General features: G+C 68.9%; 15 protein-coding genes and 1 pseudogene. 6 read left to right on the top strand and 10 right to left on the bottom strand.

The features are described from left to right. Positions 1-35: 35 nt before the first annotated feature. Complete coding sequence (locus tag PPZ50_RS11825; RefSeq protein WP_066689794.1) at positions 36-2,162, top strand: alpha-glucuronidase family glycosyl hydrolase; 2,127 nt, start codon at positions 36-38, stop codon at positions 2,160-2,162. A gap of 210 nt (positions 2,163-2,372) precedes the next feature. On the opposite strand, the gene lexA is transcribed toward PPZ50_RS11825, so the two are convergent. The 6 genes and pseudogenes from lexA to PPZ50_RS11795 all read right to left on the bottom strand — a co-directional run bounded on the left by lexA (position 2,373) and on the right by PPZ50_RS11795 (position 7,394). Next, a complete protein-coding gene (gene lexA, locus PPZ50_RS11820) occupies positions 2,373-3,035 on the bottom strand; it encodes a transcriptional repressor LexA (RefSeq protein WP_066689795.1) in 663 nt (220 codons plus the stop codon). A 53-nt stretch (positions 3,036-3,088) separates the two neighbouring features. Then, positions 3,089-4,266, bottom strand: a pseudogene (locus PPZ50_RS11815) (molybdopterin molybdotransferase MoeA). A 317-nt stretch (positions 4,267-4,583) separates the two neighbouring features. Further along, on the bottom strand, positions 4,584-5,012 hold the full coding sequence (gene moaC / locus PPZ50_RS11810; RefSeq protein ID WP_066689885.1) for a cyclic pyranopterin monophosphate synthase MoaC: 429 nt from the start codon (positions 5,010-5,012) through the stop codon (positions 4,584-4,586). 35 nt (positions 5,013-5,047) lie between these two features. Continuing rightward, positions 5,048-5,824, bottom strand: coding sequence for an indole-3-glycerol phosphate synthase TrpC (gene trpC / locus PPZ50_RS11805; protein WP_066689797.1), 777 nt, complete (start codon positions 5,822-5,824; stop codon positions 5,048-5,050). Further along, the gene (gene trpD, locus PPZ50_RS11800) at positions 5,821-6,813 is read right to left on the bottom strand and encodes an anthranilate phosphoribosyltransferase (RefSeq protein WP_066689798.1); all 993 of its coding nucleotides are present in this window, start codon (positions 6,811-6,813) and stop codon (positions 5,821-5,823) included. The genes trpC and trpD overlap by 4 nt, the downstream gene beginning before the upstream one ends. Further along, positions 6,810-7,394, bottom strand: coding sequence for an anthranilate synthase component II (locus PPZ50_RS11795; protein ID WP_066689799.1), 585 nt, complete (start codon positions 7,392-7,394; stop codon positions 6,810-6,812). Before PPZ50_RS11795 ends, trpD begins: the two co-directional genes overlap by 4 nt. A gap of 112 nt (positions 7,395-7,506) precedes the next feature. On the opposite strand from PPZ50_RS11795, the gene PPZ50_RS11790 reads away from it, so the two are divergent. Then, positions 7,507-7,911, top strand: a complete 405-nt coding sequence (locus PPZ50_RS11790; RefSeq protein ID WP_066689800.1) for a hypothetical protein — start codon at positions 7,507-7,509, stop codon at positions 7,909-7,911. 4 nt (positions 7,912-7,915) lie between these two features. Here PPZ50_RS11790 and PPZ50_RS11785 read toward each other — a convergent pair whose 3' ends face one another. The 4 genes from PPZ50_RS11785 to PPZ50_RS11770 are packed head-to-tail and all read right to left on the bottom strand — an operon-like array spanning position 7,916 to position 10,933. Next, complete coding sequence (locus PPZ50_RS11785; protein ID WP_066689801.1) at positions 7,916-9,076, bottom strand: GGDEF domain-containing protein; 1,161 nt, start codon at positions 9,074-9,076, stop codon at positions 7,916-7,918. Between the two features lie 59 nt (positions 9,077-9,135). After that, entirely contained in the window at positions 9,136-9,285 is a 150-nt protein-coding gene (locus PPZ50_RS11780) for a DUF2256 domain-containing protein (protein WP_084401491.1), read from the bottom strand. Continuing rightward, complete coding sequence (aroB, locus tag PPZ50_RS11775; RefSeq protein ID WP_066689802.1) at positions 9,285-10,385, bottom strand: 3-dehydroquinate synthase; 1,101 nt, start codon at positions 10,383-10,385, stop codon at positions 9,285-9,287. Before aroB ends, PPZ50_RS11780 begins: the two co-directional genes overlap by 1 nt. Beyond that, on the bottom strand, positions 10,382-10,933 hold the full coding sequence (locus tag PPZ50_RS11770; protein WP_066689803.1) for a shikimate kinase: 552 nt from the start codon (positions 10,931-10,933) through the stop codon (positions 10,382-10,384). Before PPZ50_RS11770 ends, aroB begins: the two co-directional genes overlap by 4 nt. A 91-nt stretch (positions 10,934-11,024) precedes the next feature. Here PPZ50_RS11770 and PPZ50_RS11765 point away from each other — a divergent pair, with 91 nt between their 5' ends. Genes PPZ50_RS11765 through PPZ50_RS11750 form a run of 4 tightly spaced genes read left to right on the top strand, consistent with a single transcriptional unit; the run spans position 11,025 to position 14,821 of the window. Next, a complete protein-coding gene (locus tag PPZ50_RS11765) occupies positions 11,025-11,162 on the top strand; it encodes a hypothetical protein (protein ID WP_164523848.1) in 138 nt (45 codons plus the stop codon). Then, the gene (locus tag PPZ50_RS11760; protein ID WP_066689804.1) at positions 11,143-12,957 is read left to right on the top strand and encodes a hypothetical protein; all 1,815 of its coding nucleotides are present in this window, start codon (positions 11,143-11,145) and stop codon (positions 12,955-12,957) included. The genes PPZ50_RS11765 and PPZ50_RS11760 overlap by 20 nt, the downstream gene beginning before the upstream one ends. Continuing rightward, complete coding sequence (locus PPZ50_RS11755) at positions 12,957-13,862, top strand: tyrosine-type recombinase/integrase (RefSeq protein WP_066689805.1); 906 nt, start codon at positions 12,957-12,959, stop codon at positions 13,860-13,862. Before PPZ50_RS11760 ends, PPZ50_RS11755 begins: the two co-directional genes overlap by 1 nt. 11 nt (positions 13,863-13,873) lie before the next feature. Then, on the top strand, positions 13,874-14,821 hold the full coding sequence (locus tag PPZ50_RS11750; protein WP_066689806.1) for an acetyl-CoA carboxylase carboxyltransferase subunit alpha: 948 nt from the start codon (positions 13,874-13,876) through the stop codon (positions 14,819-14,821). Positions 14,822-14,891 lie beyond the last annotated feature (70 nt).

The raw sequence follows: 14,891 nt of genomic DNA, 5'->3' as shown, positions 1-14,891 counted from the left end.
AACGCCGTCGATCAGACGGGATCAGAGGATGCACGATGTTGAAATCGCTCGGCTGGATGATGGCGCTGTGGGTCGCCTGCGCGACTCCGGCACGTGCTGAGGACGGCTATGACCTGTGGCTGCGCTATCGGCCATTGCCTGCGGCTCAGGCCGATGCGGTTGCGAGCAAGGCGACGACGGTCGTTCGCGATGAAGATGACGAGACGATCCGACTGGCAGCAGCTGAGCTGGAGCGCGGGCTGTCGGGGCTGACGGGCAGGCGGATCGCGGGCGGCGATCTGGGCGAGGGGGCGATCGTCATCGGTACCGCGCGGTCGGCGCGGATCGCTGCGTTGCGGCTGCCGTTGGCCGGGTTGGGGCCGGAGGGCTATCTGGTGCGGTCGGTGACGGTCGAGGGTCGACCGGTGACAGTGATCGCGGCGGACCGGCCGGTGGGGGTGCTCTATGGCGCATTCCGGCTGTTGCGGATCGCGCAGGCCGGGCAGTCGCTCGACCGCCTGGCGATCGTCGAGCGGCCGCGGCTGGCGCTCAGGGTGCTGAACCATTGGGACAATCCGGACCGCTATGTCGAGCGGGGCTATGCGGGGCAGTCGCTGTGGGACTGGCAGAAGCTGCCGGGGTTCAGCGATCCGCGCTATACCGACTATGCCCGGGCCAATGCGTCGGTGGGGATCAACGGCGCGGTGCTTAACAACGTCAATGCCAGTCCGGATATGTTGACGCCGGCGTTCCTGACAAAGGTCGAGCGGCTGGCGACGATCTTTCGGCCCTGGGGGATACGGGTCTATCTGTCGGCCAAATTCTCCGCCCCGATCGAGATTGGCGGGTTGAAGACGGCGGACCCGCTCGACCCGGCGGTTGCTGCGTGGTGGCGGGCCAAGGCGGACGAGATTTATGCCCGCATTCCCGACTTTGGCGGGTTTCTGGTCAAGGCCAATTCGGAGGGGCAGCCGGGGCCGGGCGATTATGGGCGGAGCCATGCGGAGGGGGCGAACATGCTCGCCGCCGCGCTGAAACCCCATGGCGGCGTCGTGATGTGGCGGGCGTTCGTCTATGCCCATGACAAGCCCGAGGACCGCGCAAAGCAGGCGTATAGCGAGTTCCAGCCGCTCGACGGGAAGTTCGCCGACAATGTGATCGTGCAGGTGAAGAACGGGCCGATCGATTTCCAGCCGCGCGAGCCGTTCCATCCGCTGTTCGGAGCGATGCCGCGCACGCCGCTGATGATGGAAGTGCAGATTACCAAGGAATATTTGGGGTTCGCCACCCACCTCGCCTATCTGGGACCGATGTGGGAGGAGGTGTTGCGGAGCGACACCTATCGGCCGCGCCGGGGCATGACCGTGGCGAAGGTGCTTGCCCAGTCCCGGCTGAGCGGCATGGCGGGGGTGGCCAATGTCGGGACCGACCGCAACTGGTCGGGGTCGCAGTTCGACCAGGCCAACTGGTATGCGTTCGGGCGGATGGCGTGGAACCCCGACGACCGGGCAAGCGATATCGCGCGGGACTGGGCGGCGATGACCTGGGGGCCGGCGGTGGCCGATCCGGTGGCGGCGATGATGCTGCAGTCACGGCAGGCGGTGGTCGACTATATGATGCCGCTGGGGCTGCATCACCTGTTCGCGACGGGGCATCATTATGGGCCGGGGCCATGGGTCGATGATCTGGCGCGGCCGGACTGGAACCCGGTCTATTATCACAAGGCCGACCGGGCGGGCATCGGGTTCGACCGGACCCGGAGCGGCAGCGATGCGGTGGGGCAATATGCGCCGGCGCTGGCGAAGCGCTGGGGCGATCCGGCGACGGTGCCCGAAGACCTGCTGCTGTGGTTCCACCATGTTCCGTGGGAGCGGCGGATGGCGTCAGGGCGTACGCTGTGGGAGGAACTGGTCGCGCGGTACGATCGCGGCGTGGCCGAGGTTGCGGCGATGCAGGGACAGTGGGCGGCGCTGCGGGGTCGGGTGGACGAGCAGCGACATGACGAGGTCAGCCAGTTCCTGACGATCCAGCGCGCCGAGGCGCAGTGGTGGCGGGATGCCTGTATCGCTTACTTTGCCGAGGTGTCGGGGCGGGCCTTGCCGGCGGGGGTCGTGCCGCCGACGCATCCGTTGGCGTGGTATAAGGCGGTTCGGACGCCCTATGCGCCGGGGAATGGGCGATAGGTCGTCCGCTCCGGTCGCAGAAGAAGAAGCGGGACCCCGGCTCAAGGCCGGGGTGCCGGTCAGTTCACCGATGTCTGCCCAACGAAGCGAGAGGTCTGGCTTGCCATTTTCGGCTAAGTGTCAGCGTTTAAACGGCTATTCGAAATAAGTTCACTAAGTTCACACTCGCCGCGTTTGTCGTCGGGACGCCTTTACCAACGACATTGCGAATCAATAGCGGCGCAGCAGGCCGGCGAGCTTGCCCTGTACGCGCACCTGTTCGGGGCGGTAGCGCTGCGGGTCGTAGCTGCGGTTGGCGGGATCGAGCCGGATCATCGCGCCTTCGCGGCGAAAATATTTGAGAGTCGCTTCGCTGTCTTCGATCAGCGCCACCACGATCTCCCCATCACGGGCGGTTTCGGTGCGGCGGACGAGCGCATAGTCGCCATCGAGAATACCGGCCTCGACCATCGAGTCCCCGGCGACTTCGAGCGCATAATGATCGCCCGCGCCGAGCAGGGCGGCGGGAACGGGCAGGGTCGCCTGTCCCTCTATCGCCTCGATCGGGACACCGGCGGCGATGCGGCCGTGCAGCGGCAGTTCGATGACGTCGTTCGCCGGCTGCGGGGTCGGGCGGGGCGTTGCCATGGGCTTGGCCGCCGGCTTCTTCGCGACGGGGCGGTCGGGCATCCGCAGCACCTCCAGCGCGCGGGCGCGGTTGGGCAGGCGGCGAATGAATTCGCGTTCCTCGAGCGCCGAAATGAGGCGGTGGACGCCGGACTTCGACTTGAGGTCGAGCGCCTCCTTCATCTCCTCGAACGAGGGGGAAACCCCGGTCGCCTTCAACCGGTCGTCGATGAAGCAGATCAACTCGTGCTGCTTACGCGTCAGCATAACGTCCTCCGTCGGAACAGACGTGGAACCAATAGGAAACGATTTATGTGGCGTCAAGCGAGTTGCAGGATTTCCGCCGAGTCGCCGGCATCGGCCGCCGGGGCATGGGGTGCCCGCACGATCAGGCAGTCGGAACGGGCAAGCGTGCGCAGCATCGAGCTGTCCTGAATGGCGGCGGTCGACACCTGTCCGTCGATCAGCGTGGCGCGCAGATAGTCCTGGCGCGGGCCGTTGGCGGGGAGCGGGTGGGCGAGCGTGGCGCGGATGGCGCGCGGCATCGGATCGGCGGCACCGGCGATGCGCGCGGCGAGCGGGCGGACGAACAGCAGCGCGGTGATGAACGACGATACCGGGTTGCCGGGCAGGCCGAGCACGGCGGCGTCGCGCAGGCGACCGGCGAGCATCGGCTTGCCGGGACGCAGCGCGATCCGCCAGAAGTCGAGCTCGCCGCCGGCTGCGGCAAGGGCCGGGCGGACGAGGTCATGGTCGCCGACCGAGGCGCCGCCGGTGGTGACGAGCAGGTCGCAATCTACCGCGCGAAACGCATCGACCAGCGCGTCCATCCGGTCGGGCAATATGCCGAGGTCGATGCGATCGACCGGCAGGTCGGCGAGCAGCCCGGCGAGCATCAGGCCGTTGGATTCGGGCAGCTGGTCCTCGCGCAAGGGCTGGCCGGCGGGGACCAGTTCGTCGCCGGTGGCGGCGATGGCGATGCGGGCACGGCGGCCGACCGACAGGGTGCCGTGCCCGGCGATGGCGGCCAGTGCGGCGCGGGCGGGGGTGATGCGCTCGCCTGCCGCGATCAGCAGGTCGCCCTCGCGGAAATCGAGGCCGGCGCGGCGGACATTGCCGCCACGGACCGGGCCTTCGCCGGCGAGGTGGAGACGGGTGCCGTCGCGGGTCGCCTCTTCCTGCACCAGCACGCAGTCGGTGCCGGTGGGCATCGCGGCGCCGGTGAAGATGCGGGCGGCCTGTCCCGGGGCGACGGTGCCGGGGAAGGAGGCGCCGGCGGCGCTTTCGCCAATGACGTCCCACGGACCGGGGAGGTCGTCGAAGCGGATCGCGTAGCCGTCCATGGCGGACAAGGGCCGGGCGGGTTGGGTGCGCAGGGCGACGACGTCGGTGGCGGCGTAGCGGCCGAGGGCTTTGGCGAGGGGAGGGTTTCCGGGGCGGCTGGGCGGGCGAGCGCGAGGACGCGGGTCTGGGCTTCGGCGACGGGGAGGAGGGTCATGCGCTTGGCCTTATGGCTTACAGGGCGGGTGGCAGTCACTCTTCGTCACCTCGGACTTGATCCGGGGTTCCGCTTTCTCTCTCGATAGAAGTAAGAAGCGGGACCCCGGGTCAAGCCCGGGGTGACGTTGGGGGTGGGGTTGGTTGTGCGTTCGCCGTGGTCTGCTCGATGGTCGATAGAATGTGAGCCGCGGTCGATCGATTTTCTCGTCGTCATTCGCGCGAAGGCGGGAATCCATAGGCGCTGGCAGTGAGGATTATCAGCGGCGTTGCGTCTATGGATCCCCGCCTTCGCGGGGATGACGATAATGGGGGTGCTCAGCCTCTTACCCAGTCTCCCGACTTGCCGCCCTGCTTTTCCAACAGGCACACGCCGTCGATCACCATCGCCTTGTCGATCGCCTTGGCCATGTCATAGATGGTGAGGAGTGCGGTAGAAGTAGCTGTCAATGCTTCCATTTCCACGCCGGTCTTGCCGTCGGTGGCGGCGGTGGCGGTGACGCGGATCGCGTCTTCCTCGAACGCGAAGTCGACCGAGGCCTTGGTCAGTGGCAGGGGGTGGCACAGCGGGATCAGGTCGCTGGTGCGCTTGGCGGCCATGATGCCGGCGACGCGGGCGACGGCGAGGACGTCGCCCTTCTTTACCAGCCCGTCGCGGATCGCGGAGAGGGCGTCCGGCGACATGGCAATGCGGCCGGTGGCGACGGCGACGCGGCGGGTCGGGGTCTTGTCACCGACATCGACCATGCGGGCGCTGCCATCGGCGTCGAGATGGGTGAGGCTCAAGCGATCATCGCCCGCGTCGCAGCCTCGACATCGGCGTGCCGCATCAGCGCCTCACCGATCAGGAAGCAGCGGACGCCGTGCTGCGCCATCGCGTCGAGATCGGCACGCGACGTGAGGCCGCTTTCGGCGACGAAGGTGCAGCCGGCGGGCGCGTGGCCGACCAGTTCATAGGTTCGCTCAAAACTGACCGTGAAGTCCTTCAGATTGCGGTTGTTTACGCCAATCAGTCGCGACTTCAGGTTCAGCGCGCGGTCGAGTTCGGCGCGGTCGTGGACCTCGACCAGCACGTCCATACCGCGTTCGATCGCTGCCGCCTCGATCTCCGCCATCTGGGCGTTGGAGAGCGCAGCGACGATGATCAGGATCGCGTCGGCACCCAGCGAACGGGCCTCGGCGACCTGCCAGGGGTCGACGTTGAAGTCCTTGCGCAGGACCGGCAGGTCGCATGCCTGCCGGGCGGCGACCAGATAGTCGTCGGCCCCCTGGAAATACTCGACATCGGTCAGGACGGAGAGGCAGGCGGCACCGCCGGCCTGATAGGCGCGGGCATGGGCCGGGGGATCGAAATCGGGGCGGATCAGGCCTTTGGACGGGCTGGCCTTCTTGATCTCGGCGATCAGCGCGTGGCCGGGCTTGGCGTCGAGGGCGGCGCGAAAGCCGCGTGGCGCCGTTTGCTCGGTCGCGCGGGCGTCGAGGGCGGCGATGCTGGCGCGGGCACTGCGGTCGGCGACCTCGGCGCGCTTGGTGGCGAGGATTGTGTCGAGCATCGTCATGCGTAGGCGATCCATTGGTCGAGCAGGCGGTCGGCCGCGCCCGAATCGATGACCTCGGCGGCGCGTTCGGCGCCGTCGCGCAGGTCGGTGGCGGTGTCGGCGATCAGCAGCGCGGCGGCCGCGTTGAGTAGGACGGCGTCGCGATACGGGCCTTTTTCACCGCGCAGCAGGGCGCGCAGGGCTGCGGCGTTATGGACCGCGTCGCCGCCGCGGATCGCGCTGATCGGATGGCGGGTGAGGCCGGCATCCTCGGGCACGATGCGGTCGGCCATGGCCATGCCGACCGGCACGACGATGGTCGGACCGGCGCCGGAGATTTCGTCCAAGCCCTCCTCGCCCGACACGATCAGCGCGGTTTCGGCGCCCAATAGCTCCATCGCCTCGGCATAGACGGTCGCGTAATCGGGGCGGGCGATGCCGATCAGCTGGCGGGTGGTGCGCGCCGGATTGGCGAGTGGGCCCATGAGGTTAAAGATGGTGCGCCGCCCGATCCGCTGGCGGATGGGGGTGATGCGCTTCATCGCCGGATGATGGTTGGCGGCGAAGAGGAAGGCGATGCCGATGTCGTTCAGCGTCGACTCCGCCAACGCACCCGCCGCCCCCATGTCGAGCCCGAGCGCTTCGAGGGTGTCGGCGGCACCGGCCTTGCTGGAGGCGGCGCGGTTGCCGTGCTTGGCGACCGGTACGCCGCTGGCTGCGACGACGAGGCTGACGGCGGTGGAGACGTTGAGGGTGTGGTGGCCGTCGCCGCCGGTGCCGCAGACGTCGATCGCACCCGCCGGGCCGTTTATCGGGATCATGCGGTGGCGCAGCGCGCGGGCGGCCTCGGCAATCTCGATGCTGGTTTCGCCGCGGATGGCGAGGTCGGTCAGGAAGGTGGCGATGGCGTCGTCGGATACCGTGCCGTCGAGGATCGCGGCGAAGGCTTCGGCCGCGCTCTCGTGGCTGAGCGGCGTCGAGGGGTCGGGGAGCAGCGTGGTGACGGTCATGCCGGCACCGTCGCGGCGATGCCGGCGTCGTTCAGGAAATTGGCGAGCATGGCGTGGCCATGTTCGGTGGCGATGCTTTCCGGGTGGAACTGCACGCCGTGGATCGGCAGGGCGCGGTGGCGGAAGCCCATGACGCTGCCGTCCGACGCGGTGGCGTTGACCGCCAGCGTATCGGGAATGTCGGTGACGATCAGCGAGTGATAGCGGGTCGCGGTGAAGGGCGTGGGCAGGCCGGCAAAGACTCCGGTGCCGTCATGGTCGATCGGCGAGGTCTTGCCGTGCATCAGCCCGCCGCGCACGACTTTCCCGCCGAAATGCTGGCCGATCGCCTGGTGGCCTAGGCACACGCCGAGCAGCGGGCGCTGCGCATCGGCACAGGCGGCGACGAGGTCGAGCGAAACCCCTGCTTCGGTCGGGGTGCAGGGGCCGGGCGAGATCAGGAAGCCCTGCGCGTTGCTGGCCAGCGCCTCCGCCGCGCTCAGGTTGTCGTTGCGTTCGACGCGGACCTCGACACCCAGTTCCATCAGGTAATGGACCAGGTTCCAGGTGAAGCTGTCGTAATTGTCGATGACGAGGATCATGGCACCGCCATAGCGTCCTGCGGGCGCGGTGCAACGGCCACAAAAGCTCATGCGTTCAGGTGCTGGTCATCGGGGCGGTCCGCTTAGTGGGTGGCTTGCAGGAGATACGGGTATGGCGCGTTGGGTTTTGGCGGGACTGGCATTGGCGTTCGCGGCGCCCGTGCTGGCGCAGGATGCCCCCGCCGACCCGCCGCAGCGCGTGCGCAATGCCACCGTCTATGGCGACGAAGCCTGTCCCAAGCCGAGCAGCGACGACGAGATCGTGGTGTGCGCGCGGCTGGGCGAGAATGAGCGCTATCGCATCCCCAAGCGGTTCCGGAACCCGCCGGACAAGTCGTCGGCGGGTGCCAGCTGGGCGATGCGGGCGGACAGCGCGATGGAGGAGGCGCGGATCGGGCGGCCGAACAGCTGTTCGGTGGTCGGGACCGGCGGGCAGACCGGCTGTACCCAGGCGATGCTGCGCCAATGGTTCGCGTGGCGCCGCGACCAGCAGGCGCAGGAACGCGCCATTCCGTAACGGATCAGGCCGCGTCGCTCACCCGGCCGACGTCGGGGCCGTAGCGCCGCAGCCGGCCCGAACGCTTCGCGGCGTAGAGCGCGGCATCGGCGCGCTGGCGCAACTGGTCGAGGGTGTCGGCGTCTTCGGGAAAGCAGGCATAGCCGAGGCTCGCCCCGACATTGGCGCGTGCGGTGTCGTCCATCGCATAGCTGCGCGCGGACAGGGCGTGGTGGAGCCGTTCGGCCAGTCGCCCGGCGTCGGCGACGGTCAGGCCGGTGACCGCGACCAGGAACTCGTCACCGCCCAGCCGTGCGATCAGCGCCTCGTCCGGAGCGGCCTGGCGCAGGCGTTCGGCGACCTCGACCAGAACGCGGTCGCCCGCGGCGTGGCCGTAGCGATCGTTGACCGGCTTGAACCGGTCGAGGTCGATACAGTGGAGCGCCAGCGAGCCCTGCGGCGCATTCATCATGCCGCGCAGGATATCGTCGAGGCGCTGGCGGTTGACGAGGCCGGTTAGCGGGTCGTGGCCGGCGAGGTGGCGATGCTGTTCCGCGACCTGCAGCGACAGCGAAAGCATCCGCCCGAAACTGCCCAGCAGCGCCCGCACGCCGATGAAGAACGGAATGGTCATCGGCAGCAGCAGCCACAGCAATGGATCGCCGGACATCGCGAGGCCGAGCTTGAACGGCAGATCGCACAGCATCACCATCAGGGTGGCGAGGCGCGGCATGGCATAGTTGCGCGCGCAGATCGGTGCGGTCAGGCCGAGGATGAAGGCCATGGTGACGATCAGCAACGGTTTGTCGTCGGTCAGGGCGATGGTGAACGCCATTACCCCCTGCAACGCCGCCCAGGCGATCGACCAGCGGATCGCCGGATCGATCGCAGGCACGTGTCCCGCGCTATCGGCGCGGCGGGCGCGAAAGATGGTGCGCAGCCGCACGCCGAGCACGACGATTTCGCACAGCACCAATATCCAGAAGATCGACTGCCCGGTGCGCAGTGCAGCAGTGACGCTGACCATCAGGCTGGCCAGCGCGGCCATGACGACGACCGACGGCGTGGCCAGCACGGCGGCATAGACGGAGGGCCGCGCCGCGTCGGGAACCGGCACGACGGGATCGCCAAGCCATGCGAGCGCCGGGTTACCGCCGGCGAGGCGCGCCTGTCGCTGATGGTTCATGCCGTTGATCCCGAACGCGGTCGATCAGACGGGATAGCCGGTAATTAACTGTAATTTCGTTAATTCGCCTTGCCCGTCCGGCGGCAGCGGTCGGAACAATAGACGACATTGTCCCAGTCGCGCGCCCATTTCTTGCGCCATGCGAACGGGCGTTCGCACACCGGACAGACTTTGGTGGGAAGGTCGCGCTTGGCGACACCCTGCGGCATCAGCGGGGGCAGCGGTCGAGGAAGGTGGCGACCTGTTGCAGGTCGACCGAGCGGTCGAGATAGGTCTGACCGATGCCGCGCGCGAGCAGGAACGGCAGCGTGCCGCCCTCCCGCTTCTTGTCGTGCAGCATGTGGCCGACCAGCGTTTCGCCAGAGGCAGTGATACCGGCGGCGGCAATCCCGTCGGGCAGGCCGGCGTCGCGCAGATGCCGCGCGACCCGATCCGCATCCTCGGCGCGGCACAGGCCCTGTTCGGCGGAGAAGGCGAAGGCGAGCGCCATGCCGGCGGCGACCCCCTCACCATGCAGCAGCGATCCGTCGAAGCCGGCTTCGGCCTCCAGCGCATGGCCGAAGGTGTGGCCGAGGTTGAGCAGCGCTCGGGTGCCGGTCGTCTCGCGCTCGTCGGCGCCGACGATCCTTGCCTTGGCCGACACGGAACGGGCGATGGCATGGGCGCGGGCCAGCGGATCGCCGAGCAGCAGCACGGTGCCGTTCGATTCGCACCACGCGAAGAAGTCGGGATCGTCGATCAGGCCGTATTTCACGACCTCGGCATAGCCGGCGCGGACTTCGCGGGGCGGCAGCGTGTCGAGCGTGGTCGGGTCGATCAGCACCAGTGCGGGCTGATGGAACGCGCCGACCAGGTTCTTTCCGGCGCGGGTGTTGATCCCGGTCTTGCCGCCGACCGACGAATCGACCTGTGCCAGCAGGGTCGTCGGCACCTGTACGAAGCCGCAGCCGCGTTTCAGGATCGATGCGGCGAACCCGACCAGATCACCGATCACGCCGCCGCCCAGCGCGACGATATGGTCGCCGCGCTCGACACCCAGCGCCAGCAGCGAATCGAGCAGCAGTTCCAAGGTCGCCCAGCTCTTCGAGCCTTCGCCCGCCGGAATCTCGATCGCTTCGCTGGCGATGCCGGAGGCTGTCAGCGACGTGCGCAGCGTGGCGAGGTGCATCGGCACCTGCGCATCGGCGACGATCACCATCCGCCTTCCGCGCGCGATCGGCCCCAGATAGTCCCCGGCCCGCGCCAGCACGCCGTCCTCGATCACGATGTCGTAGCTGCGGTCGCTCAAGGGAACGGTGATGACGGTCATTGGCCGATGGCTTTCAGGATGGCGGAGACGGTGGCGTCGTGCGGCGCGTGCTGGCTGACGATATGGATCGGCGCAAGGGCGTAGACGGGGTTCCGGACGCGGGCGAGTTCGGTCAGTACCTTTTGCGGGTCCTTGCCGCGCAGCAACGGGCGGGTGTCGCGGCGGCGGACCCGTTCGGCAAGCACGGCGGGCGAGGCGTCGAGCCAGATCGCCAGCGCCTGTCCCAGGATCAGTTCGCGGGTTTCGGGCTGCATGAACGCGCCGCCGCCGGTCGCGATCACCTTGGGCGAGCCATCGATCAGCCGGGCGATGACCCGCCGTTCGCCGTCGCGGAAATGATCCTCGCCGAAGCGTTCGAAGATTTCGGCGATGGTCATGCCGGCGGCATGTTCGATTTCGTTGTCGGCATCGACGAAATCGAGCTTCATCCGCTGCGCCAGGCGGCGGCCGACGGTGGATTTGCCCACGCCCATCAACCCGACCAGCACGATCGGGCGGCCGGTCCAGCGAGGGGCGGGGTGGGGCAGGGAGTCTTGAATTTGCAGCATTGCGGGAGGGGCTATACAGCCGCCCCGCCGATCGGGCAAAAGGCGCGTCGCCGTCTTTTTCCTGGCCAAAATATTCGGGACGATTTGATCCATGTCGCGTTCGCTTGTCATTCTTCTCGTCGTCCTCGTCGCGCTGGTCGCGGGCATGTTCGTTCTGGCGGGACGTTCGACCGAGCAGCAGCCGACCCAGATCGAAAAGGCGGTCTCGCTTGAAAACCTCGCCAACTGACCGGTTGCGCGTCGGGATCGCCGCTGCCGCGCTGATCGCGGTCGCGGTGCCGGCGATCGGACAGGACGTGCCCGAATCGCTGTTGCCGCCCGGCTTCGGCGATGCGCCGGCCCCTGCACCCACGCCGACCCCGCGCGCCAGCCCGCGCCCGACCGCGCCCGGCGCGCCGAACTTCGCGCCGGCCGCGCCGATCGTGCAGCCCTTGCCGGGCGTGCCCGGCGTCCCGGGGGGGACCCCGACGCCGCAGCCCAGCGCGTCCGCGACGCCGAGCCCGATCAGCCCAGAGGCGCTTCGGCAATATGAACTGCCGGATTATGCGCGCCGTTCGACCGCCAGCATCGGCATCGCCGGACGGGGCGGGGCGTTCGACGGCAAGGCCTTCGGCACCGGCGACGGGCCGTGGCTGCAACGGATCATGCGCTCGCTCGATGCGCCGGTCGTCTCGCGCTGGGTCTCGATCGGGCTGCGTCGCGCGCTGGTGTCCGACACCGCCACCCCGGCGGGCGTCGATGGCGCGGACTTCGCCGCCGAGCGGGCATGGCTGCTGGTGCGGATGGGCGAGGCGGCACCGGCCCGCGCGCTGGTGCAGTCGGTCGATATCGACAACTATACCCCCAAGCTGTTCCAGATCGCGATGCAGGCGATGCTGGCGACCGGCGATCCGGGCGGGCTGTGTCCGCTCACCGCACCGGCGATGCAGGTGTCGAACGAACGCGGCTGGCGACTGGCCAATGCCATCTGCCTCGGCCTGAAGGGCGAAGCGCGCGAGGCCGGGCGGATCGTCGATCAGGCAAGGCGGCAGGCGCCCGGTGGCGGCGCGATCGACGTGGCGCTGGCGGAAAAGCTGGTCGGCAAGGGCGCGCAGGGCCGCCGCGCCGCGACGATCGAATGGGATGGCATCGACCGTCTGACCGCATGGCGATACGGCATGGCCGCCGCCAGCGCGACGCCGGTGCCCGCCGGGCTGTTCGGCGGGGTCGGGCCGCAGGTCCGCTACTGGCATGCCACCGCGCCGCAATTCGCGCCGAACGTCCGGCTGGCGGATGCCGATCTGGCCGCTGCGCAGGGCGTGTTGTCCAGCGAGGCGCTGGTCGACCTCTATGCCCAGCTGTCGAGCGACGAGGATGCGACGAGCACGCAGACCGCGCTCGCCACCGACCTTCGCACCGCCTTTACCGGGAACGATGCGGGGCGGCTGGCGATGCTGCGGCAGTTCTGGGAACCGGCAATCACCACCGAGCTGGGCTATGCGCGCCGGGTGCTGACCGCGCGGGCGGCGGCCATGATCGCGCCGGTCGCGGATCATGCGGGCGATGCCGATCAGCTGATTGCGTCGATGCTGACCGCCGGACTGGATCTGCCAGCGCTGCGGTGGCGCGGGATCGTTCCCGTCGGCAGCGACGGCTGGGCGATGCTGACGGTCGCCGATCCGATGGGCCGGTCGGTCGCGCCGGGTACGGTGTCGGACTATGCGGGGCAAAATGCCCGCAAGGGGCAGTTGCTGTTCGCGGCGCTGGCCGGGCTGGGGCGCCTGCCGCGCGACCAGGTGGCGGCGATGGCGCGCGACCTGAACGTCGCGGTCGGGGCGCGCAACGCGTGGACCGATGCGATCGACCGGGCGGGCGTGAATGGCGAGGGCGGCACGGTGCTGCTCCTCGCCGCGACCGGCATGCAGACCCGCGACTGGCGCGGGGTGCCGGCCGAGGCGCTGTTCCATATCGTCGCGGCACTGCGTGCGGCGGGGCGCGAGGGCGAGGCGCGGATGATCGCGGCGGAAGCGATCGCGCGGTCGTGATGGCGCCCGGCAGCGACCGGGTGCTGATCGACCGCTTTCTGGAGATGATGGCGGCGGAGGCGGGAGCGGCGCGCAACACGCTGTCCGCCTATCGCACCGACCTGTCGCTGGCGTCCGAGGTGTTGGGCGGGCGGCTGTCGGGGGCGGATACGCAAGCGATCGGGCGGCTGGCCGATGGCTGGGCGAGCCTTGCCAAGGCGACGGTCGCGCGGAAATCGGCGGCGCTCCGGCGGTTCTTCGCGTTTCTGGCGGAGGAGGGGCTGCGGGCGGACGATCCGGGGGCGGCCTTGCCCCGGCCGGGCACGTCGCGCGGATTGCCCAAGACGCTGTCGAGCCGCGACATCGATGCGATGTTCGCCGCGATCGACGCGCGGATCGCGCGGGTGCCGCCCGACCGTAACGACCTGCGCCTCTCGGCCCTGTTCGAGCTGCTCTATGGATCGGGCTTGCGCGCGACCGAGCTGGTGTCCCTGCCGCGCGGGATCATTGCGCCCGACCGGCCGTACATGATCCTGAAGGGCAAGGGCGGGCGCGAGCGGATGGTGCCGCTGTCGGACCGGGCGCGTGCCGCCGTGGCGCGGTGGCGGGCGCATGTCCCGGCGGACAGCCCGTGGCTGTTCCCGTCGGGCAAGGGGCATCTGTCGCGGATGCGGCTCTACCAGATCGTCCGCGCGCTGGCCGGGGAGGCAGGGATCGCCCCCGACCGGATCAGCCCCCACGTGCTGCGCCATGCCTTTGCCACCCATTTGCTGGAGGGCGGGGCGGACCTGCGCGCGCTACAGGCGATGCTGGGCCATGCCGATATTGCCACGACCGAAATCTACACCCATGTCGATGCTTCGCGGCTGGTGCAGCTGGTCGGCGAACTCCACCCGCTGATTGACGCCGGGCGGACACGGCCATAGGGCGCGGAACCATGGCTACCTTCCTTGATTTCGAAAAACCCATCGCCGAGCTGCAGGCGCGCATCGACGAACTGCGCGATACCGCCGCCGATGGCGAGCTGGACATCGCGACCGAGATCGGGCGGTTGCAGACCAAGTCCGACCGGCTGCTGCGCGAAACCTATGCGAAGCTGACCCCGTGGCAGAAGACGCAGGTCGCGCGGCATCCCGAACGCCCGCATTTCAAGCATTATGTGGCGGCGCTGGTCGAGGATTTCATGCCGCTGGGCGGCGACCGCGCCTTTGCCGACGATCAGGCGATCCTGGGCGGGATCGGCCGGTTTCGGGGCCGTAAGGTGATGGTGATCGGCCATGAAAAGGGCGACGACACCGCGACCCGGCTGCGCCACAATTTCGGCATGGGCAAGCCCGAGGGCTATCGCAAGGCGATCCGCCTGATGCAGCTGGCCGACCGGTTCGGTCTGCCGGTCGTCACGCTGGTCGATACGTCGGGCGCGTTTCCCGGCATCCAGGCCGAGGAGCGCGGGCAGGCCGAAGCGATCGCGCGCTCGACCGAAGCGGCGCTGAACCTGGGCGTACCGATGGTATCGGCGATTTTGGGCGAGGGTGGATCGGGCGGCGCGATCGCGCTGGCGGCGGGCAATCGCGTGCTGATGATGGAGCACGCGGTCTATTCGGTGATTTCGCCCGAAGGCTGTGCGTCGATCCTGTGGCGCACTGCCGACAAGGCACCTGAAGCGGCCGAGGCGATGCGGGTGACGGCGCAGGACTTGAAGACGCTGGGCGTGATCGACCGGATCGTGGCCGAACCGCTAGGTGCGGCGCATCGCGATCCTGCCGCAGCGATCGCGGCGCTGGGCGATGCGATCGATGGCGAGCTGAGCGAACTGGCCGCGCAGCCGGCGGTCGCGCTCAGGCAGTCGCGGCGGCAGAAGTTCCTGGCGATGGGGCGGCTGTAACGGCGTTTGTCGCCAGTTACGCGGGCAAACAAAAAGGGCGGCGGGACCCCCGTCCCGCCGCCCTCTTCGC

It is taken from the genome of Sphingomonas hankookensis, from assembly GCF_028551275.1.
Lineage (GTDB): Bacteria > Pseudomonadota > Alphaproteobacteria > Sphingomonadales > Sphingomonadaceae > Sphingomonas > Sphingomonas hankookensis_A.
Note: the sequence above shows the minus strand (reverse complement) of the source record. Positions and strands in the feature narration are given on the sequence as shown.

What these genes read in the sequence shown, in the direction of transcription:
- PPZ50_RS11755 (WP_066689805.1), top strand. Translation starts at nt 12,957, where the DNA reads ATGGCGCCCGGCAGCGACCGGGTGCTGATCGACCGCTTTCTGGAGATG.
- PPZ50_RS11790 (WP_066689800.1), top strand. Translation starts at nt 7,507, where the DNA reads ATGGCGCGTTGGGTTTTGGCGGGACTGGCATTGGCGTTCGCGGCGCCC.
- PPZ50_RS11825 (WP_066689794.1), top strand. Translation starts at nt 36, where the DNA reads ATGTTGAAATCGCTCGGCTGGATGATGGCGCTGTGGGTCGCCTGCGCG.
- moaC (WP_066689885.1), bottom strand. Translation starts at nt 5,012, where the DNA reads ATGGTCGATGTCGGTGACAAGACCCCGACCCGCCGCGTCGCCGTCGCC.
- trpD (WP_066689798.1), bottom strand. Translation starts at nt 6,813, where the DNA reads ATGACCGTCACCACGCTGCTCCCCGACCCCTCGACGCCGCTCAGCCAC.
- lexA (WP_066689795.1), bottom strand. Translation starts at nt 3,035, where the DNA reads ATGCTGACGCGTAAGCAGCACGAGTTGATCTGCTTCATCGACGACCGG.
- aroB (WP_066689802.1), bottom strand. Translation starts at nt 10,385, where the DNA reads ATGACCGTCATCACCGTTCCCTTGAGCGACCGCAGCTACGACATCGTG.
- PPZ50_RS11750 (WP_066689806.1), top strand. Translation starts at nt 13,874, where the DNA reads ATGGCTACCTTCCTTGATTTCGAAAAACCCATCGCCGAGCTGCAGGCG.
- PPZ50_RS11785 (WP_066689801.1), bottom strand. Translation starts at nt 9,076, where the DNA reads ATGAACCATCAGCGACAGGCGCGCCTCGCCGGCGGTAACCCGGCGCTC.
- trpC (WP_066689797.1), bottom strand. Translation starts at nt 5,824, where the DNA reads ATGACGATGCTCGACACAATCCTCGCCACCAAGCGCGCCGAGGTCGCC.
- PPZ50_RS11770 (WP_066689803.1), bottom strand. Translation starts at nt 10,933, where the DNA reads ATGCTGCAAATTCAAGACTCCCTGCCCCACCCCGCCCCTCGCTGGACC.
- PPZ50_RS11765 (WP_164523848.1), top strand. Translation starts at nt 11,025, where the DNA reads ATGTCGCGTTCGCTTGTCATTCTTCTCGTCGTCCTCGTCGCGCTGGTC.
- PPZ50_RS11795 (WP_066689799.1), bottom strand. Translation starts at nt 7,394, where the DNA reads ATGATCCTCGTCATCGACAATTACGACAGCTTCACCTGGAACCTGGTC.
- PPZ50_RS11780 (WP_084401491.1), bottom strand. Translation starts at nt 9,285, where the DNA reads ATGCCGCAGGGTGTCGCCAAGCGCGACCTTCCCACCAAAGTCTGTCCG.